Origin of the sequence: Natrinema sp. LN54 (genome assembly GCF_052439245.1) — an archaeon.
In the GTDB taxonomy this organism is placed as follows: Archaea; Halobacteriota; Halobacteria; order Halobacteriales; family Natrialbaceae; genus Natrinema; species Natrinema versiforme_A.
Map to the genome: position 1 here is coordinate 123,753 of NZ_JBQVRP010000007.1, position 24,274 is coordinate 148,026.

Annotated in this window: 18 protein-coding genes; 4 read left to right on the plus strand and 14 right to left on the minus strand. The window is 58.1% G+C overall.

Annotation, left to right across the window (positions count from 1 at the left end; genetic code table 11):
- Positions 1–85 precede the first annotated feature (85 nt).
- Positions 86–1,033, minus strand: a complete 948-nt coding sequence (locus ACT4ML_RS19220) for a D-glucuronyl C5-epimerase family protein (protein ID WP_444722312.1) — start codon at positions 1,031–1,033, stop codon at positions 86–88.
- 2,119 nt (positions 1,034–3,152) lie between these two features.
- Between ACT4ML_RS19220 and ACT4ML_RS19225 the strand changes: the two genes are divergently transcribed.
- Complete coding sequence (locus ACT4ML_RS19225; RefSeq protein ID WP_444722313.1) at positions 3,153–3,545, plus strand: glycosyltransferase; 393 nt, start codon at positions 3,153–3,155, stop codon at positions 3,543–3,545.
- 129 nt (positions 3,546–3,674) lie between these two features.
- On the opposite strand, the gene ACT4ML_RS19230 is transcribed toward ACT4ML_RS19225, so the two are convergent.
- Both ACT4ML_RS19230 and ACT4ML_RS19235 read right to left on the minus strand, forming a co-directional pair.
- Entirely contained in the window at positions 3,675–4,985 is a 1,311-nt protein-coding gene (locus ACT4ML_RS19230) for a sulfatase-like hydrolase/transferase (RefSeq protein WP_444722314.1), read from the minus strand.
- 120 nt (positions 4,986–5,105) lie between these two features.
- Positions 5,106–6,446, minus strand: coding sequence for an O-antigen ligase family protein (locus ACT4ML_RS19235; protein WP_444722315.1), 1,341 nt, complete (start codon positions 6,444–6,446; stop codon positions 5,106–5,108).
- Between the two features lie 157 nt (positions 6,447–6,603).
- On the opposite strand from ACT4ML_RS19235, the gene ACT4ML_RS19240 reads away from it, so the two are divergent.
- The 3 genes from ACT4ML_RS19240 (at position 6,604) to ACT4ML_RS19250 (ending at position 10,212) form a co-directional block, all read left to right on the plus strand.
- Positions 6,604–7,755 carry a glycosyltransferase gene (locus tag ACT4ML_RS19240; RefSeq protein WP_444722316.1) on the plus strand — a complete coding sequence of 384 codons (1,152 nt, stop codon included), beginning with the start codon at positions 6,604–6,606 and terminating at the stop codon, positions 7,753–7,755.
- A gap of 151 nt (positions 7,756–7,906) precedes the next feature.
- Positions 7,907–9,109, plus strand: coding sequence for a glycosyltransferase (locus ACT4ML_RS19245; protein ID WP_444722317.1), 1,203 nt, complete (start codon positions 7,907–7,909; stop codon positions 9,107–9,109).
- Between the two features lie 2 nt (positions 9,110–9,111).
- Positions 9,112–10,212, plus strand: a complete 1,101-nt coding sequence (locus ACT4ML_RS19250; RefSeq protein ID WP_444722318.1) for a glycosyltransferase family 4 protein — start codon at positions 9,112–9,114, stop codon at positions 10,210–10,212.
- Here the strand turns inward: ACT4ML_RS19250 and wecB are convergent.
- The 11 genes from wecB to ACT4ML_RS19305 form a co-directional block, all read right to left on the minus strand.
- The gene (gene wecB / locus ACT4ML_RS19255) at positions 10,209–11,276 is read right to left on the minus strand and encodes a non-hydrolyzing UDP-N-acetylglucosamine 2-epimerase (protein WP_444722319.1); all 1,068 of its coding nucleotides are present in this window, start codon (positions 11,274–11,276) and stop codon (positions 10,209–10,211) included. The two genes, ACT4ML_RS19250 and wecB, sit on opposite strands and share 4 nt — an antisense overlap.
- A gap of 102 nt (positions 11,277–11,378) precedes the next feature.
- Entirely contained in the window at positions 11,379–12,743 is a 1,365-nt protein-coding gene (locus ACT4ML_RS19260) for a nucleotide sugar dehydrogenase (protein WP_444722320.1), read from the minus strand.
- On the minus strand, positions 12,740–13,717 hold the full coding sequence (locus tag ACT4ML_RS19265; RefSeq protein ID WP_444722321.1) for a Gfo/Idh/MocA family oxidoreductase: 978 nt from the start codon (positions 13,715–13,717) through the stop codon (positions 12,740–12,742). Before ACT4ML_RS19265 ends, ACT4ML_RS19260 begins: the two co-directional genes overlap by 4 nt.
- Positions 13,714–14,799, minus strand: coding sequence for a DegT/DnrJ/EryC1/StrS family aminotransferase (locus ACT4ML_RS19270; RefSeq protein ID WP_444722322.1), 1,086 nt, complete (start codon positions 14,797–14,799; stop codon positions 13,714–13,716). Before ACT4ML_RS19270 ends, ACT4ML_RS19265 begins: the two co-directional genes overlap by 4 nt.
- 21 nt (positions 14,800–14,820) lie before the next feature.
- Complete coding sequence (locus ACT4ML_RS19275) at positions 14,821–15,609, minus strand: methionyl-tRNA formyltransferase (protein ID WP_444722323.1); 789 nt, start codon at positions 15,607–15,609, stop codon at positions 14,821–14,823.
- A 56-nt stretch (positions 15,610–15,665) separates the two neighbouring features.
- Positions 15,666–16,844 carry a glycosyltransferase family 4 protein gene (locus tag ACT4ML_RS19280; protein ID WP_444722324.1) on the minus strand — a complete coding sequence of 393 codons (1,179 nt, stop codon included), beginning with the start codon at positions 16,842–16,844 and terminating at the stop codon, positions 15,666–15,668.
- A gap of 646 nt (positions 16,845–17,490) precedes the next feature.
- The gene (locus ACT4ML_RS19285; protein WP_444722325.1) at positions 17,491–19,953 is read right to left on the minus strand and encodes an MFS transporter; all 2,463 of its coding nucleotides are present in this window, start codon (positions 19,951–19,953) and stop codon (positions 17,491–17,493) included.
- A 68-nt stretch (positions 19,954–20,021) separates the two neighbouring features.
- Positions 20,022–20,186, minus strand: a complete 165-nt coding sequence (locus tag ACT4ML_RS19290) for an HVO_A0556 family zinc finger protein (protein WP_444722326.1) — start codon at positions 20,184–20,186, stop codon at positions 20,022–20,024.
- Between the two features lie 97 nt (positions 20,187–20,283).
- Positions 20,284–21,111, minus strand: coding sequence for an undecaprenyl-diphosphate phosphatase (locus ACT4ML_RS19295; protein ID WP_444722327.1), 828 nt, complete (start codon positions 21,109–21,111; stop codon positions 20,284–20,286).
- 81 nt (positions 21,112–21,192) lie between these two features.
- Positions 21,193–22,995 carry a glutamine--fructose-6-phosphate transaminase (isomerizing) gene (glmS, locus tag ACT4ML_RS19300; protein WP_444722328.1) on the minus strand — a complete coding sequence of 601 codons (1,803 nt, stop codon included), beginning with the start codon at positions 22,993–22,995 and terminating at the stop codon, positions 21,193–21,195.
- Between the two features lie 2 nt (positions 22,996–22,997).
- Positions 22,998–24,179, minus strand: coding sequence for a sugar phosphate nucleotidyltransferase (locus ACT4ML_RS19305; RefSeq protein WP_444722329.1), 1,182 nt, complete (start codon positions 24,177–24,179; stop codon positions 22,998–23,000).
- Positions 24,180–24,274 lie beyond the last annotated feature (95 nt).

The following is a 24,274-nucleotide window of genomic DNA, read 5'->3' on the forward strand; positions in this document are numbered from 1 at the left end:
AGTGTATGCCCCTCACAACCAATAGCGACAAGTATCTATTTCTTCGTTGATTTGATTGTAAGTGTTGAACACTGTATCTCAAAACCTACCATTCTCCTTTCCAGAAATCTGCACGAAACTGCTCAGACTTCTCTTTAAATCGCCTATCGCCTGTCATTTGGTATAGCTGCTCGAGTTGAACTACGTGGCGATGGTGATAGCCCTCATCTTTTATGTCATGCTTGAGGCAGTAATAACTCACATCACCTGGATTCCGGAACTGATCGATGTATATTAAGATCGTTGCGAGTGCTTTTTGAATCGTCTCTTTCACGTCGTCTCGCCCACTTATTAACCAGTATTCATATAATCCATAAATGGCGAAGATTTTCCCATTCAGCGTCTGTGCTGGGGGTTCCGTCGGATACTCTTCGATCCAATAATAGCCCTTCTTATCAATAGTCGTTACCCAGGGTGAATCTGTAGACGGAGATTGGGCCTGGGCCAGACTCTGAAACGTTTTCTCAGCAAGTTCAGCGAACCGCTGAGCGCCAGTTAGATGGCGAAGACGGGAAAATGTGCCGAGGATTTCGCCCTGGGCCATCCCTGAATACCAGGGATCGGATAGATGTTCGTTTTCATTACCGTGAATATTAAAATCAAATGTATAGGGGAAGAACAGTGACCCGCCGATTTCTGTTGCAGTTTCAACAAAGGCATCAGTTAACCGGTGTATAGTGTCATCGAATACTGAAGTAACACTGTCTTGAATACTATGGGCGACGCGATTTAGTTGCCGGGCTGTTAGAAGTGGGTGGATATCACCCGGTTCTCCCTTATACATCCGGAGATCGGGGAGGTCACTAACCTCATTCTGGCTGTACTGACGATCGGGTGTTAGTGGCCAATCTTCGTATGGGAGCACAATAGGGCTAATATCTGTCTGTTCAACCGTTGTCTCAGCTAGTGAGGGGGATGTCCCCGGTGCAGCACAACCTGATGTCAGAGTTAACCCACAGAGGGAGATATATTGTCTTCGGCTTGGTTTGCCCATACAATATGAAATCATGGACTGCGATACTATATAATCCCCTGCCAAGAAACTCCTATTGGAATCCTCATCCGATCAGAGTATTCCGTCGGGCGTGAAATAATGGGCTGTCCCGCTAGACTCCTTGTAGAGCCACCGGGAATTAGTTGCGTCCCACACCCATTCTTGGCTGGCAAGATCTGGCGCCTCCGGATTGATATGTTTCTCAGGCCAGTCATTGGATTACCTCGCCAGTCCCACGCGTTGGACGCGTCAAGGACAAGCCGAATCCGCCAGCGCAATGATGATAAAGTCGAACAGTATCATCACTCCGAGTTTGTAGGCGGAAGTGTCAGGGGACAGCAATATTGTCCCAGAATGTAGGGAGACCATCTGCTGAATCATTGGTAATTACATCCCCAGTGGAAGTAAAAGTAGTACTTCGGTTTGTCTCACTGTATTTGACAACAAACGAGTTTTTCTTGACAAATTGGGTTAGGGTGTCACCACTCCTGTCCTCAACCTTCATACGCTTCAAAAGGTCTGTTTGCGTCCCACTCCCAACATCCCCTTCTCTAGTGTAACGGTTCCAATGGTTGTGTGCAGGATGGGCAGTGATAGCCCCTATACGCCCATCAGAATCGCTATACAAGTAGATATTGGCTTTCCCTTTTTCGTTAACTATACTATCATCCTGATTTTGAGGATGATTCCGTGGGCATTCGAGTGGCCGCGGATATGGAGCGGAGCTTCCATTGGTTTGTCGGGAAGAGGACCATCCACTTTGAGCAGTGCTTCAACTGGACTGACGGTTTTGGTGATTGGACTTCGATGGGTTAATTATCCATCCTTACACTGTAAGACACTATGCAGCAACCGCACAAACAGTTCCCTAAAGTATGCAACAAGATCCCTGACGATAATATAACGAATAAAATTTACCAGAAGAAGTACCGGGTCCAAAAACCAGATGGTGGTGAAAAGCTTCTTGAAACGCGTGAAGAGGCGCAGTTTCATCTGGAACTCTGGTATACCTAATCCGTCTTTCATCTTTTTCTGCGTCTTTTTGACCGTAACCTCCTTTGATCGGTGTGCTCTCTTCACGTGACGTCACTGATTGAGTTGGCGCGTTACTCTCACAGTTCCTTGAGTTCCTGTTCGCTAGCCTGCTGGCCGATCTGGAGTTCCTTGGTAACCCCGCCGAACGACCATTCGAGTTACGGGAACTTCAACGTCCCGAAAAACAGGACGGTGAAGAGCAGGATGAGTGCGCGTTCTGGTGGTCCAAGCATGACTATCTGTTTGCGTTCTGGTAGACTTCAAAACACTGTCAGTTCTTTTCGAAATACCAGGCGGTGTACTTCCAGTTTGAGAATTTTTCAATTCGACGAACCAATAATTGCCGGAACATGGTCGGACGAACACTGCTGGAATCAGCCACTTCAAACGATGCCCTGAAGTGCTTAACCACCTATAAGTGATACCAGCGCCACTCAGCGGATTAGTGAACGGACCCAATCATGAATGTCTTTCATGGTCCAATAGAAATATCGGGCCAAGTTGATAATTATTCGAAAGCAATTAGAAAAGTCGGGCAGAACGCAACGACAGCCGTTTTTGAACCTCACAAATACGGATATAGTCACGATGAATTAATATACCCGGACGGGTTTCAGGGCCAGTGGCGAAGCCGATGCCGCCGCATCTTCTACACCGGTAGCGCGTTAAACCGTTTCGATGTCTTCAATTACTGGTTCGGCAGAACAATATTAGGAGGTATCGACTTACGTGCCGCTTCTGCAATGCGGAAAACGGTCGTAATGACGTTCTGTGGAAGTGAGATTAGACCGATACGGAGCGCGTCAGAAAAGAGCCCCTTCATCGATGCGGACAATTGGCCACGATCACCGGTTGACACTGACTATTTACACTGGTTGAACAGGCATATAGATGCTGCTATTATTCAGTATCACGAACTCAAGCCAATGCGGACGAATATTTTGACCGCGTCGAACTCGTACCTCGGGCCGTCGATTGTGACGAAATCCGTGCAAACCCGAATCCGAGTAATGGGGATCGGATACGGGTTGCTCACGCCCCAAGCGACAAAGAAATAAAGGGAACAAAACAGATCGAAGAAGCCGTGTCACAGCTCCAAAATGACGGATACGATATCGAATTACAAGTCGTCGAAGGCAATCACGATACCGTCATTGAGCAGCTACAGACGGCCGATATCGTTGTAGATCAGTTACGGCTAGGAACCTTCGGTGTCGTAGCACTCGAAGCGATGGCTGCCGGGACTCCAGTTATCTGCTATATTCGAGACGATTTGAGAGAACGGTATCCCGGTTCGCTTCCGATCGTTAATGCGACGCCCGAGTCGATCGAATCTGTCCTCAGAAGACTCGTATCGGATTCCGAGCGACGACTTGAGTTGAGTGCTGACGGGAGAGATTACGTTGAGGAATATCACAGCCTTCCAGTAGTCGGAGAAAGGCTCGTTGAATTGTACAGTTCTCTCGGCGCGAACTAGCGACCGAACCCCCTCGTGGTCTGTCATGACTTTCAGAACCGTGTATAGACCGAACTAGACCTACGAGAGGAATTCCATATGCATTAGTCCAAAAATATTGATATTTGGGGAGCTACCAAGGTACATAATTCACATGTATCCGAGATCTTCCAACTGTTGACGGGTATTTTGGCTGATATCTGCCGTATCGGGCGTTGATACTGACTTCACATCACGGTTCGTGAGTTCCTCTTCCAATCGTGTTTCCGGCTCATCCAATGGTGAACGGCCGGTTTCCTCGAATCCGTCGACTGTTTGCCAACCATAGTACCCGCCCGCAGCGATTCCATACAGGGGCGTATCGTGGCGATCAATCTCGTCACGTGCGAACCCATCGGCCTCGAGTGCGTCGATTCGAGAGGGACGAAGTCCGTGTGACTCGGTGAGCCACACGGCCTCAGTGAGGTCGCTGTAGAGATCTCGTCCGCGCGATTCGACGCCCTCGACATCGGTGAGAGAGAGGATCGTCCGGTGGGCATCCAGTAAGCTGAGGCAGTCCTCGCGGTACTCTACCTCGGATTCACCGTTCCAGACGGTGAAGACGACGTTCGTAAGCTCCGGATAAACGCCGTGCCAGTGGCCTCGAGCATCGTGTTCACCGAAGAGTTCGCCGTGATCGGAGACGGTGATGATGTAGTCGAAGTCACGCCGTAATTCCTCGAAGATACGTTCGTACATGCCCGAGAGATAGCGGACACAGTCGTCGTACGCTTCCCGGAGAATACGACAATCGGTATCGCCGCCGAGGAGCGTTGTGGAGGTATCCTCGAAGTCGGTCGAACTGACGGTCCGGTAATCAGCAGGTGGGTCGTAGGGAAGATGCGCTTCCATGAGGTTCATGAAGAGGAACTCGTCCTCGCCGAACGACGTGCTCGAGACGTAGTCGAGCGCTTCCGGTGCACCGTCGTGATCTGCGTTCTTTATGTGCCACGCGACATCGAGCGAGGGAAGCGTGGGACTACCGGAACGCACGCACTTCCAGACGGCGCGGAGGTGGCGTTCGACGCGCGAGACATCGCTGAGTTGGTCGAGTTCTTCCGACCAGTTGAAGACGCCGGGAGCGGCGGCACGTGCACGCCAGCCGAGTTCGTATTCGTCGAAGCCGCGATCCCACTCGTTCCACGGAGACAGGAGGACGTTCGCCGAGAATCCGCGAGTCGTATAGCCGTGATCGCGGAGCCGTTCGGCCAGCACCGACGTGTCGCAGTCGAGTGACTCGCTCTTCGCGTGAACACCGACCTCGCTTGCGTAATAGCCGGTGAACAAGCCGGCGTGTGCGGGTATCGTGTAGTGGCCCGGGGAAAACGCGTGTGGATATCTAACTCCAGGAAGCCAATCGAAATACTCTTCGAAGGCGTCTCGCCGGAGCGTATCGAGGACGACGAGAGCGACGTTGGTCATATTCGTATCGGTTACACCAATACAGTACTATCTCTCTTTCGGCCGCTCACGCCGTATGTCAGAAAATGACTCGAGGGGCTAATACGATCTCCGAGACTGGTCCAACAGGGCATCTCATCGTCACTCATTTCGCAAACCATCCCGTGACGGGCTATCGGTGTACACAGTGTGGTAACTAACGGCGAAGCCGAGGAGAATCCAAACGATGTGGCGTCCCCATAGCGCGTTACTCGATCCGACACCGGCGAGTGTAAACGAGAGTATCGACAGGAACAACGCCAACGCCACCTCGTCGCTCTCATCGAGATAGCGATTAAGTAGAATGTCGGCGTTCCTGCCGAACATGAGAACTGCGAAACCGATTCCGACGATCCCGAACTCACCGAGAAACTGCAGTGACCAGTTGTGGGGTGACAACGTCCCGTTCGTCTCGCTCGGTAACTGCTCTAGCGCGAGATGAAAATTCGACGCGCCGACTCCGAACGGCCACTTTATGAACATATCGTCGGCATAGGTCAGTAGCTGCCATCGGATCCAGAGACTCGAATCAGCTGAAAAGGGATTTTCGATCAGCTGCGGGAGAAATAAAAACGCGGTCATTGATGTTACGAGGGTAAGTGTCCCTATCCTCTGAATTCCAGGAACACGACGAATGCGTGAACCGACTCCGAGAAAGAGGGAGTAGACGAGCAGAACACCGACGACCGTGACCAATGCCGATCGGGAGTTATTATAAGATAAAATATATACTCCCAAGGCAAGTGTACAGACACCAATCCAACTGATTGCTCGGCCGTTTCTGTTTAATATCTTATAGACGACTACGGGAGAAACCATTGCTAAAAACGTCCCGAAATCGTTCCGATTATACCAGATTGATGACACACCTTTGACCCCAGCGAAATTTTCAGTCGCGAGTCGACTAACAGATAAATGAGATCCAGTTGCCAACTCCCAGATGGCGATCGCTAGTACGGTCAATGCGGCGACTGGAATTGACCAGAGGGCGAACTCAAACTCTTCTCTGGTCCTCAGTAAGAGAACGATTACTGCGAATCCGACGACGTGTTGGCCGAAACTAACGAGTGCGGAAATTGTCACAGAAAGAGATTGTGACCACACTACCATCGCTATCGAATATGTGAACAGTACTATCGGCGCGAAAAACAGGGCAGACATTTTAAGTGTCGGGTTTCGGGAGAGGTATAGCAACGAAACGGCGAATACGAGAACGTAGAGCCAGAAATGGAAAAACTGGTATCCCCCAACGATCCACGTGGGTAGGACAGAGTCGAAGATTCCGAGAAAGACCACGGTGCAAACGAAGATCGCTCGTAGAGGATTACTTTGATCGCCGATAAAATCCCTTCCGAGCATTAGCTGACCACTGATTTGAACTGGGTCGTCTTTAGTGAAACGGTCACGCCGGACGAGAAATGATCTGATTGTTACTAGGTACATGATCGGATCCACAAAACTCGAGATCGGATAACGTTATTTCTATGTCATATCTACAGGGATTCCCAAAGTGGACTCATTGCATTCACACGTCGTTTCGTTGAGCGACGCGACAATCGATGCACACATATATAGAGGCGAAAGACGGGAACACGCTGACATGGAACAGCCTCGAGTTCTTCTAATTAGCTATAACTATCCTCCTGGCGGCGGTATCGGTTCGGTTCGGGTCGCGAAATTCGCGAAGTATCTCTCGGACGAATGGGACGTACACGTCGTTACTGCACCGACGAATACTGGTCCGCAAGCGGATGCAGAAGTCGACAGCGGAGAAAACGCGACAGTCCATTACGCGTCCGAAATCTGGCCGACAGCCCCTAAAGAGTTCGAGAAGTCACGATGGGTCCCACCGTTGTGTTGGGAAATAACTCGACTCCACCGAAAGTACGAGTTCGATGCAATTTGGCAGACTGCCGGTCCGTTTCTCCCGCTCACGACCGCTCTGTTCGTCAAGCCACTGCTACAAATACCGTACGTTATCGATCTGCGCGATGCATGGACGCTCCATCCCTATAAACCGGACCGCACGGTCTTCGGCAGGATACACGACGGCGTCTCCGCTGTCGCGGAACCGGCAGTGTTTCGCGTTGCAACAGCGATCACGACCGCGACGGACGGAATAACGAACGAATATAAGAGTCGCTATCCGTCGCTGTCGGCGAAGTTTCGGACGATAGAAAACGGATACGACCCGAGCGATTTCCCCGTTCACGACGTCGAGAAGCCCGACGAGTTCACGATCGTTTACGTCGGAAAGTTCGATCACTTCAGGGATACTACACCCTTCCTTCGGTCGGTGGCTGAACTGTCGACTGAAACGGACGTTACGTTCGTTCACGTCGGCCGGGAAGAAGCACAGGTGAGTTCGGCTGTAAGTCAACTCGGACTGTCTGACCGGTTCCAGTGTACTGGTTTCGTTAGCCGATCGGAAGTCGCACGGCAAATCCAGCGAGCCGATTTAGGGCTGGCCGTTTCGGGCGGGTCGCGTCAAGAGATGACAACCAAAATATTCGACTACATTGCCTGTGAAACACCAATTCTCGCGTGCGGCCCGAAAGACGGGTCCATGGCGAACGTGGTAGAGCAGTTCGAGCACGGATACATCGCCGAAAACCGAACCGATGAGATCACCCCCATTCTCACTGATGTGCTGACCTCGTCTCCCGAATCTCTCGGCAGCGGTCCGTATTCCGAATATACCAGAGAAAGGATGTCGGAGAAACTCATGGATTTGCTCAGCGAATTCATATAGGGACCACGAACCCTCGGAGACAGTGAGTCCCAATCGACCGGATGTCTGAGGCGTGAGGGATTCGAATTCACAATTCGATACCCGACTCAAGATATTCGGAAATCCGACAGTAGAATACGGAGAGCGACAGGTTTTATATCGACGTGATAATATGCTCCTCCGCAGTATGAATATCGTCTTTGTTTCCCATTTATTCCCGACGCCAGAGAATTCGATGAAAGGCGTTTTCGTCTTGCGACAGGCACGAGCGCTCTCCGAGCGCGGTCATCAAGTGACAGTTATCTCTCCGATACCATATGTGCCGCGAACGGTTTCTCGATTGTTGGGACGTCCGACATCGGCTGATATCCCGCGGAGAGACACGTACGATGATATCTCCGTCTACTATCCCCGATACTGGTCTCTTCCCGGTGCGAAAACCCTGCCGATCATCACATATTCGTTTCGGCGGTCGCTACACGAGTATCGTGAACTGTTCGAAGCAGCTGATATTATCAACGCTCACGTCGCTCTTCCGGACGGATTCGCATCGATTTCCCTCGCCCGACAGTTCGAGATACCCTTAGTGACGACGATCCACGGAGCAGACATATATAAATCCGCGAAGAACCCGATTTGTCAGAGACAGATCCAAACGACCTTCGATGAATCCGACGATATTATCATGAATAGTAATATGCTGCTGGACGAAGCTAAGCAGCACTTCTCTAATCTTGATTGTGTCCACGTCGTATACAACGGAACCACAGTAAAGGAAATCGATTCGGTCGAACCTCAGGACCTATCGGATACCTTTTCAGATGGAAGAATGATCGTAACAACGGTGGGGACGTTAATCGAACGAAAGGGCCATAAAACGGTTATAGAGGCTCTGAGAAAAATTCCGGAAACGGACCGACCCTACTATCTCGTTATCGGCGATGGGCCGCTTCGAGATGAATTAAGATCGTACGTCCGTGACATCAATCTCGAAGATTATGTCCAGTTCACTGGCTATATTCCCGATCATGATTCCGTGTTCGCGAAATTGAAATCCACGGATGTAATGGCTATGCCAAGTATTGATGAGGCATTTGGTGTTGCATACCTAGAAGGAATGGCCTGTGGACTTCCTGTCATCGCATGTGAGGGCGAAGGACCATCAGATTTTATCACGGATCGAGAAACCGGTTTTCTCGTACCGCCACACGATTCCGATAAACTCTCCGACGTGCTCCGAGAGTTGCACCGTAATCCCGAACTGCGACAGCGCGTCGGAAACCGAGGGCAACGCACGGCCTTCAATGCATTCAGTTGGGAGCGGAACGCAAAGTCCGTAGAAGGGATCTTCAAGAACGCGGTAGAAAGTCGATAATTATGGATGGATTACACCTAACAACAGCTCATAAACCAACTGATACGCGAATATTCGACAAGGAGGCAACGAGCCTCGCGAGCAGGGGTTTCGATATTGGGATCATGGCGCACGAAACGCCCGGTGAAAACCGAAACGGTGTTAGATTTCACGATCTCCAGACTGCAACAAATCGAGTAGAACGCTGGCGGAGCCTCACGCAAGTCGCACGGCAGGCAAAGCAGTTAGATTCGTCGATCTATCATTTCCACGATCCGGAACTGATTCCAATCGGACTGTATCTCGCTACAACTACCGATAGTGCCGTCATTTACGACGTTCACGAGGACTATGGCCACGTCGTTACGACGAGAAACTGGATCCCTGGAGCTATTGCACTCCCACTTTCGTATAGTATTCCACGACTCGAGCAGCTAGCCGCCGCTCGATTCGATGCAATCGTTGCAGTCTCCGAATGGATCGGTGAACCGTTTACCCGAGCGAACGATAACGTGACGACTATTCACAACTTTCCAAAGACCGACTTTCTTCCCTCGGACTCAACGGAGGTAGAGCGTACCGCTGATCACGTCCTTTGTTACGTCGGCGGATTGGAGGAACTGCGAGGCATCTATCGAATGCTCGAACTCTTGGATCTGTTGATCGACCGCGGTCTCAACGTCGAACTGTGGGCACTCGGTCCGTGGACGTCTGACCAACGTTCGGTAGAGCGGTTTATTCGTCAACGAAACCTCGAGCAACACGTTCGATTCCCGGGTTATCTGGAGTACGATGAAATGTTTCGATACCTCCACTCTGCCGATGTCGGGCTTGCGCTGCTGGATACCGAACACTATCAGAATGGTATCCCGACGAAGTTATTCGAGTATCTGTATGCCGGCTTGCCGATCGTCACGACGCCGGTCGATGCGGTCGCCAAGTTCATGCCGGAGCAATACTGCCACGTCGTTCCGCAGGGAGACACTGCCGTCACTGCAGACGCCGTCGAAGAGGCACTGGCTACCGAATACGACACGGAAACGATGCAGTCGCTCGTCGAATCGGAGTACAGTTGGGAGGCGGAAGCCGAATCACTCGCCGCGCTCTATGACGAACTGATTTAAGAACTCTCGTCTGAAAGCACTCGAGAGATTTCCGCGGCCGCCGTTCCGTCACCGTACGGTTCGGCGTCCGAAGCCGATACCGGCGGGTTCTCGAGGGCGTCTCGAATGGCGTCGGCGTCCGCTCCGACAAGCACGTTCCCTCCCGAATCGACGGTTTCGGGCCACTCGGTCTCTTCTCGAAGGGTGATACAGGGCACGTCGAGGAAGAACGCTTCCTTCTGTATCCCGCCCGAGTCGGTTACGATACTCTCGGCGTTAGCCTGGAGAGTGATGAAATCCAAATAGCCGACGGGATCGATGAGCGTGAGTTCTCGTTTAGCGAACGTCAGTAATTCGATCTCAGCGAGTTGCTTTCGCGTCCGCGGATGCGCCGGGAAGATCACGTCGCGGGGATCGGCAGCGAGACAGGAAACGATCGTCTCGAGGCGATCCGGATCGTCCGTGTTACGGGGTCTATGGACGGTTGCAAGCAGATAGTCCGTCCCCTCGATCCCGAGGTCCCGGAGAATCGACGACTGGCGTGCGGCCTCCTCGCGTGCCCAGAGCAGGGTATCGTACATGACGTCGCCGACGAAGTGAACGCCGTCGGTAATTCCTTCGGAGGCGAGGTATTCGACCGCTCGCTCGCTCGGGGCGAACAGGAAATCCGAGACGTGATCGGTCAGTACACGGTTCACTTCTTCCGGCATCTCTCGGTTGAAGCTTCGGAGGCCCGCTTCGACATGGGCCAGCTCGACGTCCATCTTCGAGGCGACGATACCGGCCGCAAGCGTCGAGTTCGTATCGCCATAACAGAGCACCACGTCCGGTTCGGTTCCGTCGACGAGCCTCTCTAGCTCGATTATCATTTCACCGGTTTGCTGTCCGTGCGTCCCTGAGCCGACGCCCAGATTGTACTCGGGTTCGGGAATACCGAGTTCGTCGAAGAAGACATCGGACATTTCCTCGTCGTAGTGCTGGCCCGTGTGGACTAACACTTCGTCGTGGTCCGTCCGAAGTTCGCGGGAGACGGCGAACGCCTTGATGAATTGTGGACGGGCCCCGATGACAGAGAGAACTCTCATAGCGATATTGGGGCACAGGAGAACGGTTCGCTTATACCATTCGGTATCTCACAGACGCGTCGGAGTTTCGAAACCGATCGGTTGCGGGTCCAGGTCGCCCGCTCACTCTCGCCCGGTGCCGATGGTGTAGACGCGATGAGGCGTGTCGTCGAGATTGAGCGACTGTCGGCCGTCGATAACGATGAGGGGATCGAATCGATTCCACTCGATTCGGTCGAATTCGGTTTGCGGAGTCACCATCACGGCGGCGTCGGGATCACAGTCGTAGATCTCTCCGAGTGGGGTGGGTGTCCCCGCGAACGTCTCGAAGTCGCTGAGTACGGGGTCGACGATGCGAACGTCCATTCCGAGTTGGTCAAGCTTCTCGGCGATCGGCCGAGCGGGCGTCGCGCGGGTCTCTTCGACGCCGGGCCGATACGTGAGCCCCAGTACCAGCACCGTCGCTCCGGCGAGGTCCCGTCCCTCCGCGACGAACTCCTCGCGGAGCTTCGAGACGGTAAACGCCGGCATGCTGTCGTTGACCCGCCGGGCGGTTTTCAGGATCGGCGCCTCCGTTTCGAACTGCTGTATCAGGAAGTACGGATAGTAGGGAATGCAGTGGCCACCCACCCCAGGGCCGGGCGTGTGAAGGTCTACGTACGGAGCGGTGTTCGCGACTTCGATGGCCTCGTTCACGTCGACGCTCATCTCGTCGGTGAACGTCGCGAGCTCGTTTACCAGCGCGATGTTCACGTCGCGGTACAGTCCTTCGAACACTTTCACCGCTTCGGCGACCGTGATATCCGAGACGGGGATCACTCCGCTACTGTTTATTTCCTCGTAGATCAACTCGGCGGCGGCAGTGCTCTCCTCGTCGGCTCCGCCGACCACCTTCGGATACGACCCGCGAATGTCCCGGAGTGCGCGTCCACTGGCAGTACGTTCGGGGCAAAATGCCAGCCCGAAGTCGCCGAGCGAAAGTCCGCTTTCGGCCTTGAGTATCTCTAACACGACCTCGCGGCAGGTCTGAGGCGGAACCGTCGATTCGACTATTACGATGTCACCCTCCTCCACGTTAGACCCGATATCTTCGCTCACGGCACGGAGCGCGGACATGTCGGGTCGGTTGTCATCGTCGATGAGCGTCGGAACGATGATGACGTGGACGGCCGCCGCGGACGCGGCCGCCGCCGGGTCTTCGACCGCACGTAGCGCGTCGTCCGCGACGAGGTCGGAAACGAGTTCGTCGAGTCCTGGCTCACCAGCGACGGGGCTTTTCCCGTCGTTGATCGAAGCGACAACGTCGGGGTCTATGTCCGCACCGATCACGTTCCCGGTCACGTCGGCGTACACCGCTGCAAGGGGGAGTCCCATTTTACCGAGCCCGTAGACAGCAACGGGAACGCGACCGGTGGTCAGTGCCTCGCGGCGCGCTTCCGCGGACGAATCGTCGCCGTAAATCGATCGAGGTCGGTCGTCCGTTTTCATTGAGTTCGCTCCTCGTTTTCGTCCCCATCGGCCAAGCGTTCGATCGTGGTAACGTATTCGAGCGCCCGCAGTCCGTCTTCACCAGTCACGTGCGGTCGGTTACCGGTTCGAACCGACTCGAGGAACGACGAAAGCTCGCTCTTGAGCGGTTCGGCGTTGTCGACCATCGGACGTTCGACGATGCTCTCGTGGCGATAGCGGACATCGCCGTTTTCCTCGATATACTCCGGAAGTGAGTGGCGGTAGATCTCGACCGACTGGTCGATGTAGTCGACGACCACCTGACACGAATGTGCCGTGATCGTGAGCTCGCGGACCTTCCGCTGGGTCACGCGACTCGCGGTCAGACTGGCGACCGTTCCGTCTTCGAATTCGAAGTTCGCCGTCGTGTATGCTTCGTCGCTGTCGAACGTGGCGACCGACGCGACCGGTTCGTCGACGATCCAGAACAGAATATCGATGTCGTGAATCATGAGATCCTTCACGACGCTGTCGTTCATATGGCGCTCGAGCGGTGGCCCCAGTCGTCGTGCGTTCACGCTAATGATATCGAGATCGGAGACGATATCTCGGAGCGCGATGATGGCGGGATTGAACCGCTCGATATGACCGACCTGGATGACCACCTCGTTTCGATCGGCCATCGCCAGCAGCTCTTTGCCCTGATCATGGTGCTCTACGAACGGCTTTTCGATGAGGAGATGGACGCCTTGTTCGATGCACTGTTTCGCTATCTCGGAATGGTACTGTGTCGGAACAGCGATTGACACGACGTCGACTCGGTCGAGCAGTTCGTCAAGTTCCCGCGGTTGGGTCCCATTCTTTTCGGCGACACGACTCGCCTGTTCGTAATCTACGTCGTACACGCCGACGAGTTCGACATCCGGTAATTCGTTGTAAACGCGAGCGTGATGGCGGCCCATATTCCCGACGCCGATGACACCGGCATCGATCTGGGCTGTTTCTTCGATCATTGACGGTCCTCGTATTCCGAGACGGTTCTGGTGATCGTTTCGATGTCCGTCGTCGAAAGTGCCGGGTGGACGGGAAGCGAAAGAACGTCTCCGGCAGCCCGTTCGGCAGCCGGTGCGTCGCACTCGATACCCTCGTAGGCCGGTTGCTCATGAATCGGCGTCGGATAGTAGATGCTCGTACCGACGCCGTTTTCCTCTAGATAAGAGGCGAGTTCGTCTCGCTCATCCGTTCGAATCGTGTACTGGTGGTAGACGTGGGTGCGATCGTCAGGTTCGGTCGGCGTATTGACCGGCGTGTCGCTGAGTCCGCGGTCGAGGAGTGCTGCGTTGGCCCGTCTGGTTTCGATGTACTTGGGGAGTCGGTCCAACTGCGCCCGCCCGATGGCAGCCGCGATCGACGTCATCCGAAAGTTGTGTCCGAGACGAATGTGTTCATACCCGCCTTTCGCGGACCGACCGTGATTGACGTAGCTCGCCGCGTTCCGAGCCACGTCATCACGATCGGTTGTCACCATACCGCCCTCGCCCGTAGTCATGTTTTTCGTCGGGTAAAACGAGAAACAGGCAGCGTCTCCGAACGAGCCGACTCGCTGACCGCGATATTCCGCACCGTGTGCCTGTGCGGCGTCTTCGATCAGTGGAATACCGTGATCGTCCGCGATGTCCCGAAGCGGTGCCACGTCCGCCGGAAGTCCGTAGAGATGGACCGCCAAGATAGCGTCCGCATCGTGCTCACGGACGGTTCGTTCGACCGCAGCCGGGTCCAGGTTGAACGTGTCGGTATCGATGTCGGCGAACACCGGCTCAGCGCCCGCCAAGCGACAGGCGTTCGCACTCGCGACGAACGAGAACGGCGAGGTAACGACGCGGTCGCCCTCACCGATGTCGAGCGCTTCGAACGCGGTGTGGAGCGCAGTGGTTCCGTTGCTCGTCGCGACGCCGTGGTCGACGCCGCAGAAGTTCGCGAAGTCCGTCTCGAATTCCCGAACTTCAGGCCCGTCCGCGAGCATTCCACTGTCGAGAACTTGCTGTACTCTCTCCTTTTCTTCTGCACCAATCTGCGGGTTCGCAATCGGTATCATACTGTAATATATTTCGAGCTGCTATTCCGAATCGGAAACGGGGAGATTCTCGTAGGATGTCGTGGTGAGATAGACCTTTTTTCCTCCGACTTTCGTATATGCGGGTTCGAACGGGGGGAAGTCGAGCGCTCGAATCTTGTCGTACACTGCCACTGATTCGTCGCCGGTCAGTTCCTCCAGCGGAATCTCTTTTTCCCCGTCGAGGCTAGTCTTGTTGTAGAAGTAGGTCTTCCCGTCAAACTCCGACTGGGGCACCCGCATGTCATGCACGTCCCCGGACACGATGTTCGGCAACTGCTCTTCGAACAACTCGACCGACGCCCGTTCAGTCTTCTTGTAGAGGGACTTCGAGGTATCTTCGTCAGTAATCTCGACGAAGTTGCGCGCGACTATGTCCCCCTCGTCCACCTCCTCGGACATGAAATGGAGCGTCGTTCCGTACTTCCAGTAGTCGTCCTGACGTGCGTTCATTATCGCGTGGCTAAACGTATTGCTCCCCCGATACCTCGGGAGTTCGGCCTGATGGAGATTGAGTCCGCCGTGTGTCGGATGCTCGAGTAACTCGCTGTCGAGGATCTTGTAGTAGAGAACACTGATGATGTAGTCGAGATCGTAGTTAAAGATGTCCGCGTCATCGACGACGGGATATCCGTACTCCGCTGCGGCCGCACGCAGCGACCCCTCCCACCACCCGTCGTGATCTTCGGGGTACGTTACAACGGCCTCTACGTCGATATCCGGCTCCGTATGGAGTAGCTCGAGACAGGCCCGACTAAGCGGACGACTTCCGAAAAGCGCCACTGAAGGCATACCTTAACCGCTCAGTAAGGCTCTCTATTAAAATCGTCGGTTCGATAAACCATTTATTATTCCCGGACGGCCGCTTCGAGGTTGCGGCGGTAGTCGGCTGCGATACTGTCCCATAGGAGATGATTTCGAACGTATTCTCGTCCGTTCGCCCCGAAGCGATCGCGGCGGTCGGCATCCTCGTAGAGTGTTTTCACTGCATCGACGAGTCCGTCGGGGTTTTCCGGCTCGAAAACGACCCCGACATCGCCGCTCTCGACGAGACGCTCGGCCTCACCACGAACCCCGAGCGCGATCGGGGTCCCGGTGGCCATCGCTTCGCACATTTTAGAGGGAATCGCAGTTCGGAACACGTCCCTGTCTTTGAGGTGGACTAACGAAACGTCGGACGCGTCGAGAAAATCGGGAACGTCCGCCTTCGGGCGACGGCCGACGAACAACACGTTATCGAGGTCGCGCTCGCTCGCCGCTCGTTCGAGCAGTTCGGCTTTCGCGCCGGTTCCGACGAACAGGAACAGCACGTCGTCGTAGTCGGAGTTCGACTGGAGTCGCTCGGCGGCGTCGACCACGACGGACAGTCCGTGTGCGCGCCCGATCGTTCCGACGTACGAAACCACGAACCTGTCCTCGAGCGTCCCCTTCAGTTCCGAACCGATACGCTGTCGGTCTTCGGATCGCTCGTAGAACGTCGGGTCCACGCCGTTCGGGTGAACCCAGACATCTCGTTCGGAAACGCCCGCGGAAACGAGGGTGGGAACGAACCCTTCGGAAACGACGACGAGTCGATCGGCACGTCGATAGAGGAACGTAACGAGCCGATCGAGAAACGCGATCAGCAGTCCATTATCGAAATCGCTCGCCGCCGTAATACTCTCGGGCCAGAGGTCGCGGACCTCGAACACGAACTTCGCGCGACGGAGACGCGCGACGATCCAGCCGGTAACGCCGGTGAACGGCTGCGGTGACGTGGCGATTACGATATCCGGTCGGGCGACCCGAAGTCCGACGAGAGTTCCGATGAGCATGAACCAGAGAAACTTCAGACCGCGCAAGACGAAACCGTCGTTCGAAGCGGGAAGCGTCTTCGTCATATAGACGACGACGCCGTCCCGCTCCTCGCGGTGGAGCCACTCGTTTTCGTACCCGTCATACACGTCGCCCTCCGGATAGTCGGGAGCAGACGTCAGTACCGTTACGTCGTGGTCGGCTTCCGCCCACCGCTTCGTTAATGCGTCCAAGCGAGTCGGTGCCGCCCCTGTTTCCGGCGGAAAGTACTGGGAAACGTACAGTATCGAGAGTGACTCGCCCGAATCGACCATGCGTTGTACTTCGAGAACAGTACTAATTGCCTTTTGATTCGGCCTGACCATAGGGAGCGGTCTCCTTGAGAGCGGTATCGGGCGCAGTAGGCCGTCCATTCTAATGCTGGTTCAGATGGGCAACCGAGGTATGAGTCATTCAGGCAAGAAGAATGAGGACGCGTGTGACGAATGCGGAATCCGGACGACCGGCCCCTTAGGTGATGTGCAGGTACCAAGCGGAACGACGAACTGTTACCACTGTGGAGCGCGGTTGTCCTCCATCTGAGGATCCCCTGTCGTACATCTATTGAACGACGACGCTACTGACGATCGCAAACTCGCCGGACCGAACAGACGAGCTAAAACATCCGGTTGATAACCCACATGAGGGAAGCGGGCCTGTCCGAAGAGGATGCGAAAGTAGTCATGTGCCAGGTCGACGGGCACGGGCTATACATGACCGCTGAACTCTGCGAAGAATCAAACGAACTCATCGAAGCAGCGGCCGTGAACCACGGTCTGATAGTGGTGTCCCGTCATCTGATCTTGGGGCTACAGCTGGTAACAGTGAGTGATATATCCGTTACCCGTTACCTACAAGTACGACCGAACGCCCGTTCAGCACGTCGTCCTCAGTAACGGTCGCCATCCGGTCGCCGACCGTGTACTTGCCGGCGTACGGCACCGTTACCGAAGCTTGCCCGTCCTCACCCACAGGCACGGTTCGTTCGTACGCGACCGACTCACCGGACACGGACACGTCGGTTTCGACGGTCACGTTCGTCCCTGGCTCACCGGAAACCTCGAGCGTCGCGCCGGGAACCACGGCGAACGCAGCGGCATCGTCGCTGACGAAAATCGCTTGATAGTGCGCGAGCCCGTCTTCGTCGTCACCGCCCGCTCCTCGTTCCTCGAGTAACTGCGCTTGCGCGCTCTCGGCCGGCATCTCCCCGTCGACATCGGTCACGACGACGTAGCCGACCCGACCGTCGAATCGGTCGTACCAGTTATCCGGATCGGTGGCGGACTGGAACTCCCCGTAATTGCTCTGGGCGTATCCGTACCCCTGCGATTCGCCGTTCACCAGATAGTTGTACATCCGGTTGTCGCCCCACTCGCTGAGCACGAAGTTTTCGGGATAGGTCCGGTTCGCCGCCTCGGCGTGGTCGTCGATCGCACTGGCCGCTTCGACCTGTGCCTCGCCGTGGGTCACGTCCGCCGTCAACCCGGGCACGTAGATCAGACTCAGCCCGAACACGAGCAGCCCGATGCCGAGGACGTAGCCGACCTTTCGGCCGTCGGGAAGCGAAATCGATGGCTCGAGCGCCCGCCCGCTATCGGCAGCGACACCGTCACGGTCTCGAGCGGTCCTCGAAGACGCCGAATCTGAATCACGGAACGGAACCGGCGTCCTAGCCAACTCAACGACCGCGAGCAACTGGACGATCCCCAGTCCGGTCAGTACGGCCAGCGGAATCGCCAACTGCCCAGCAAAGCGAACCTGAACCCCCGCCAGCACGAGCAGATACCCGGTGTAGGTCCCGACGAGCAACCAACCGGGTTCGTACCGGCGGGCGACGATCCACGCGACCCAGCCGAGCACGACGAGCGCGAGGTAAAACCCCATCCCGAGCTGGTACATTGGCCCGAAGAAGACGGCGTACTCCGTCGAGAACAGCGAGGCCGTCTCGGTCGCTCCCTCGCGGAAGAACAGGTCATCGACGCGGGCCATCGCTTCCGCCCAATCCTCGGGCTGAAGCCGCCGAAACACGTAGAGGCCGCCGCCCGCGACGAGCCCCTCGAGCGCGAGCAACCCGCCGAGATGACCCTCGAGCCGTCGCCACAGTTCGCCGAGCGCGACCACGGCGATCGCGCCGCCGAGGACCAGCGCCGGCGTGGTCGCGACGAACTCCGCGTGCCAGCCCCAGCGGTGGTGCAGGGCGAGCGAGAGCGCACTCCCGACGGCGAGCCCGACGAGCAGCGGCAGGTTCGCACGCGCCGGCGACACGCCCGCTCGAGCGTCCATCGCGACGCGGAGCGCGACGTAGCCCGCGAGCGGGACCAACAGCAGCGGCGAGCCGCCCCACGCGTGGATCCCGGCCGCGACCGAGAGTCCGAACGCGGCGGCGACGACCCACGTCATGGGGTCCTGAAGGTGGTCCCGAACGGCCACCCGGCCGTCGCGACCGCGCTCGAGTCGCCGTTGCAGATCGACGGCGAGCCACGTCAGCGTCAGGAGCGTGACGCCGAGCCAGAAGTACTGGTGGAGTTGGTGATCGATGAATCCGAGTCCCGTGTAGACCGCGTTGATCGGCGTCACGGCGAAGGCGAGCACGGAGGCGATCCCGACTCGAACGTCTCGAGTCAACAAAACAGTGAGCTTGTAAATCACGAATCCAAGCGCGACGGAGGCGACGATCGGCAGCCACGCCGCGACCGTCTCGGCCGCGCCGTGTCCGCCGCCGAGTAGTTCGGCGAGAAACCAGTTCGTCGCGTGGGCGAACGGCCGTGTCCCGAAGACGGCACCTGACGGATCCGTGAGAACACCGAAGTCCGTGGGTCCCGAGGATCGTCCAAGCAACTCCTCCATCCAGTACCGGAAGTAGTAGGGATCGTTCGCGGGCGAGACGACGTAGCCCTGCTGAAAGACCGACCCATACGCCGTCATCCGCGCACCGGCGACGGCGATCAGCGCCCCGACTAACGCGATCGCCGCTCGAGGATCACTGGTCCAGAACCGTTCGAGATCGAAATCGCGGTCGGCAGGTACTGAACGCGAGTCCGTTTGGTCCTCCTCACCTGCGATCACCGCGTCGACGGCCTCGGGGTCCGCAACCCGATACGCACCGTCGACCTTCTCGACGATGCCGCTCGAAACGAGTTCCCCGAACGTTCCCGAGTCCAGATCGATATCGTCGAACGTCCAGGTGTCGTGTTCGGTGTCGACAGCGAGGACGGCCTCGAGCGCCCGCTCGCCGTCCTCGCGGTCTTCGAGAAAGGCCGCCGTCGCGTCGGCGAGTCGGCTCGAGTCGCCGTCAGTAGGCATTGTGACTCAGGTGAGTGTACGGGGCTATCACGTTTTCGTTCCCGAGAGCCGTCGACCGCCGATTCGCGTTACCACACCTGTGCGCCGGGCGTGTGGCAGTCGTCGCAGACGACCGCCGCGTTTCCGTGGTACCGATCACGAACGAGCGTCCCGTCCTCGCAATACGAGCACGCGTCCCCCTCGAGCGCATCGAGGACGGACCGGCCAGTAGCGGCGTCGTCCGTTAGTTGCATCTATTCGACACCAAGTCAGGATTCTGTTATAACTTTTCTGGACGGAGGAATGCGATCCCGCCGAGACGGTTCCCGGATCGGTCGTCGACTGATCGTCTCACACGACGACGGAGACGACGCCCCCGCCGACGATCGCGAGGCCACCGAGACCGAAACAGACGAGCCAGAACGGCACGCGATCGACGACTCGCATGAGCGCGTCGATGGTGAGATAGCCGACGATCGCACTCAGCCCGAGCGCGACCGCCGCTGGGACGGGATCGATGCCGGGGAGGCCGCCGGCACCCGCAACCGTGAGCGCGGCCGCACCGAGGCTCGCGGGAATTGACAGCAGGAACGAGAGGCGAAAGGCCGCCGGCGGATCGTAGCTGCGGAACAGCAACGCACTGGTCGTCACGCCCGACCGCGAGATACCGGGGAGGATCGCAACGCCTTGAACAGCGCCGACCAAGATCGAGTCCGGCAGCGTCGGCGCGTTACGGATACCCATCGACACCGACTCCGAAGCGAGTTGGAGGACTCCCGTGAGAATCAGGAGGACACCGATGAGCGCGATGAAGACGCCGCCGGTGAGCTGGCCGGCGAGGTCGACCGCGTAGACGTACAACGGAACCCCGACGAGTCCGGTCATCAGCGTGGCGACGACGACGTACGACGGGATGGCGTTCTCGCCGCGGTATGCATCGCCGGGCCGCCAACCGGGCACCGCGCGGACGGCCGTCGCGATGTCGTCGCGGTAGTAGGTCGCCGCCGAGAGCGTCGTCCCGACCTGCAGGAACAGCGCCAACTGCACTGCGACCGCGGGGTCGGTCCCCGCGAGCGTCAGAAACAGCGAGAGGTTGCCCTGGCTCGAGACGGGGAGCCACTCGACGATCCCTTGGACGATCCCGGCGAGGATCGCGACGATCAGGTCGACACGACTCACTGGTATCCCTGCGCCATCGCTATCACTTAAATGACCGCGATTCGGATCGGCGGCCGAATCGCTCGACTCCGTCCAGCGGGGTCATTCGACCGTCACGCTCTTGGCCAGATTCCGCGGCTTGTCGATCGACCGGCCGAGCAGGTTCGCGACCCAGTAGGCCACCAGCTGTAACTGGACGTTCGCCAGCACCGACGCGCCGAGGTCGTCGACGGCGGGGATCTCGAGGACGTGATCGGCGTACCGGGTCACGTCGGACTCGCCGTCGGTGATCGCCACGACGGGCGCGTCGCGGGCTTCGACCTCTTTGACGTTCCCGATCGTCTTTCGGGCCGTCTCGCCGTCGCCGGTGACAATCGCGAACACCGGCGTGTTCTCGGTCACGAGCGCGAGTGGGCCGTGTTTGAGTTCGCCGGCCGCGAACCCCTCCGCGTGCCGGTAGGTGATCTCTTTCATCTTCAGCGCGCCCTCGAGCGCGACCGGGTAGTGGTAGCCCCGCCCGACGGAGAAGTACGCGTCCGCGTCGACGAACGCCTCGGCGACCGCCTTGGCCTCGGTCGTCTCGAGGACGGTCTGGACCTGCCCGGGAACGTCCCGGAGCGCCTCGAGTTCGGCGCGCGTCGGATTGTCGCCGAGTTCGAACGCCAGCATCGCGAGCGCGAGTTGCTGGCTCGCGAACGTCTTCGTCGCGGCGACGCCGATCTCGGGGCCGGCCCGGATATAGAGGGCGTGATCGCACTCCCGCGCGGCCGAACTCGCGACGGTGTTCGTCACCGCGAGCGTCGTCGCCCCGGCCCGGGCGGCCTCGCGCAGGGCGCGCAACGTGTCGGCTGTTTCCCCGCTCTGGGTGACGCCGACGACGAGCGTGTCGCCGTCGACGGGAACGCGATCGCTCGCGTACTCGCTGGCGAGGAACGCCTGCGCGCTCACGCCGCCGGCCCGAAGCCGCTCCGCGCCGAACATCGCCGCGTGATAGGAGGTGCCGCAGGCGACGAACTGGACCGGCCCGTCGTGGTCGATTTCCGCCAGTTCCTCGAGATTGACCGTCCCCTCGAGTTCGTCGATCCGGCCGCGGAGACACTGTCGCAGCGAGGACGGCTGCTCGTGGATCTCCTTGAGCATGTAGTGGTCGTAGCCGCTCTTCTCCGCGTCTTCGGGATCCCACGCGACCGTTTCGATCGGTCGGTCGACGGTCTCCCCCGTCTCGTCGGTGACGACCGCGCCGTCGGCGGTCAACCGGACGAAGTCGCCGTCCTCGAGGTAACAGACGCGGTCGGTGCGGTCGACGAACGCGGGGACGTCGCTCGCGAGATACGTGCCGGTCTCGCCGAGGCCGACGACGAGCGGGGAGTCCTGCCGGGCCGCGTACACCGTCTCCGATCCCTCGAAAACCGCGGCGATCGCGTAGCTGCCCTCGAGTTGGTCGATCGCCAGCCGGAACGCCGCTTCGGCGTCCGCGCCGCGGTCGAGGTAGCGTCCGATCAGGTGGGGCACCACTTCGGTGTCGGTCTCGCTCCGGAACGCGACGCCGGCGTCGGCGAGGTCGTCGCGCAGCCGCTGGTAGTTCTCGATGATCCCGTTGTGGACGACGGCGACGCGCCCCGCCTCGTCGCTGTGGGGGTGCGCGTTGGCGTCCGTCGGCGCGCCGTGGGTGCTCCAGCGCGTGTGGCCGATCCCGACCGACTCGCCCGCGAGGTCGCCTCGCGGAACTGCCCCCTCGAGGGCCGAGAGTTCGCCGGCGGCCTTGTGGACCGCCATCGACGGAGTCGGCACGGCCAGTCCCGCGGAGTCGTAGCCGCGGTACTCGAGCGTCGAGAGGCCATCGAGGACCACGTCCACGGCGTCGTCCCCGCCGGCGGCTCCGACGTAGCCGACGATTCCGCACATCGTTACTGCACCTCGGTTCCGTCGTCGACCGTCCCGCGAACGGTCGTTCCGGCGTTGATGACGGCGTCGGAGCCGACGATCGTTCCCGGCGCGTAGGTCGCGCCGCCATCGTCGCGAACGCGGTCCGCCAGCAGCGCGCCCAGTCGCTCGCCCTCGTGGACGCGGTCGCCGACGCGGACGTCGCCGGGGCCGCCGACGACGGTCGACCCGGTGCCGACCCGGACGTTACGGCCGGTGACACAGTCGACGAGCGCCGCCCCCGACCCGACGCGCGTGTCGGCGTCGACGACGCTGCGTTCGACGACGGCGTTCGCGTCGACCGTCACGTTCTCGCCGAGCGCGACGTTGGGTCCGACGACGGCGCCGGGCCCGACGACGCAGTCCGCCGAAATCGCGACCGGTTCGACGATCGTCGCCGAGCCGTGGACCCGCGCGGTCGGCGACACCGTGCTCTCGATGCCGTCCGCGCTCTCGAAGAGGGTCTCCGCGACCTCGAGTAAGTCCCACGGGTACGTCGCGTCGATCCAGATCCCGTCGGACGTGACGCCGCGGACGGTCTCCTCGGCGTCGACAGCGTTCGCGATACCGTCGACGAGCGAGTACTCGTTCAGGTGTGGCTCCGGCCCGTGGAGATAGTCGAAGAGTTCCGGATCGAACGCGTAGACGCCCGCGTTGAGCTGATAGGAGCGGTCGTCGCGGGGGTGCTCGACGATGGTCTCGACGGTGCCGTCGTCCTCGCAGATCACGCCGCCGTACTCGCCGACGTCCGCGTGCCGAATGAGGCCGAGCGTCGCGATCGCGTCGTCCTCGCTCTCGTGGGCGTCGCGGACGTCCTCGACGATCTGTCCGGCGACGAGTTGGTCGCCGTTGAGGACGAGTCGCGGCTCCGAAACAGCGGATTCGGCCGCCAGCAGCGCGTGGCCGCTTCCGAGTTGCTTGTCCTGGACGACGTACTCGAGGGACGCGTCCCGGTACGTCGACCCGAAGTGCGACTGGACGTGGGTGTGGCCGTAGCCGACGACGACGGTGATCTCCGTGATCCCGGCGTCGACGAGCGCATCGAAAACGTGCTCGAGAATGGGTTTGGTCGCCGCGGGAAGCATCGGCTTCGGTCGATGCTTCGTCAGCGGCCGCAGACGGGATCCCTCGCCCGCCGCGAGAACCACCGCAGAACGGATACTCATGTCGACAGTGACAGTAATACACTACTATTAGTTTTGTGGCTCGGTTTTCCTCCCGTTACCGGCTCTCGAGCGTCTCTCGTCGGTCGACAAGACGT

Bases quoted from the DNA above. Each gene is read 5' to 3' on its own strand.
- ACT4ML_RS19220 (WP_444722312.1), bottom strand. From the start codon at position 1,033: ATGGGCAAACCAAGCCGAAGACAATATATCTCCCTCTGTGGGTTAACT.
- ACT4ML_RS19230 (WP_444722314.1), bottom strand. From the start codon at position 4,985: ATGACCAACGTCGCTCTCGTCGTCCTCGATACGCTCCGGCGAGACGCC.
- ACT4ML_RS19235 (WP_444722315.1), bottom strand. From the start codon at position 6,446: ATGTACCTAGTAACAATCAGATCATTTCTCGTCCGGCGTGACCGTTTC.
- ACT4ML_RS19240 (WP_444722316.1), top strand. From the start codon at position 6,604: ATGGAACAGCCTCGAGTTCTTCTAATTAGCTATAACTATCCTCCTGGC.
- ACT4ML_RS19245 (WP_444722317.1), top strand. From the start codon at position 7,907: ATGCTCCTCCGCAGTATGAATATCGTCTTTGTTTCCCATTTATTCCCG.
- ACT4ML_RS19250 (WP_444722318.1), top strand. From the start codon at position 9,112: ATGGATGGATTACACCTAACAACAGCTCATAAACCAACTGATACGCGA.
- wecB (WP_444722319.1), bottom strand. From the start codon at position 11,276: ATGAGAGTTCTCTCTGTCATCGGGGCCCGTCCACAATTCATCAAGGCG.
- ACT4ML_RS19260 (WP_444722320.1), bottom strand. From the start codon at position 12,743: ATGAAAACGGACGACCGACCTCGATCGATTTACGGCGACGATTCGTCC.
- ACT4ML_RS19265 (WP_444722321.1), bottom strand. From the start codon at position 13,717: ATGATCGAAGAAACAGCCCAGATCGATGCCGGTGTCATCGGCGTCGGG.
- ACT4ML_RS19270 (WP_444722322.1), bottom strand. From the start codon at position 14,799: ATGATACCGATTGCGAACCCGCAGATTGGTGCAGAAGAAAAGGAGAGA.
- ACT4ML_RS19275 (WP_444722323.1), bottom strand. From the start codon at position 15,609: ATGCCTTCAGTGGCGCTTTTCGGAAGTCGTCCGCTTAGTCGGGCCTGT.
- ACT4ML_RS19285 (WP_444722325.1), bottom strand. From the start codon at position 19,953: ATGCCTACTGACGGCGACTCGAGCCGACTCGCCGACGCGACGGCGGCC.
- ACT4ML_RS19290 (WP_444722326.1), bottom strand. From the start codon at position 20,186: ATGCAACTAACGGACGACGCCGCTACTGGCCGGTCCGTCCTCGATGCG.
- glmS (WP_444722328.1), bottom strand. From the start codon at position 22,995: ATGTGCGGAATCGTCGGCTACGTCGGAGCCGCCGGCGGGGACGACGCC.
- ACT4ML_RS19305 (WP_444722329.1), bottom strand. From the start codon at position 24,179: ATGAGTATCCGTTCTGCGGTGGTTCTCGCGGCGGGCGAGGGATCCCGT.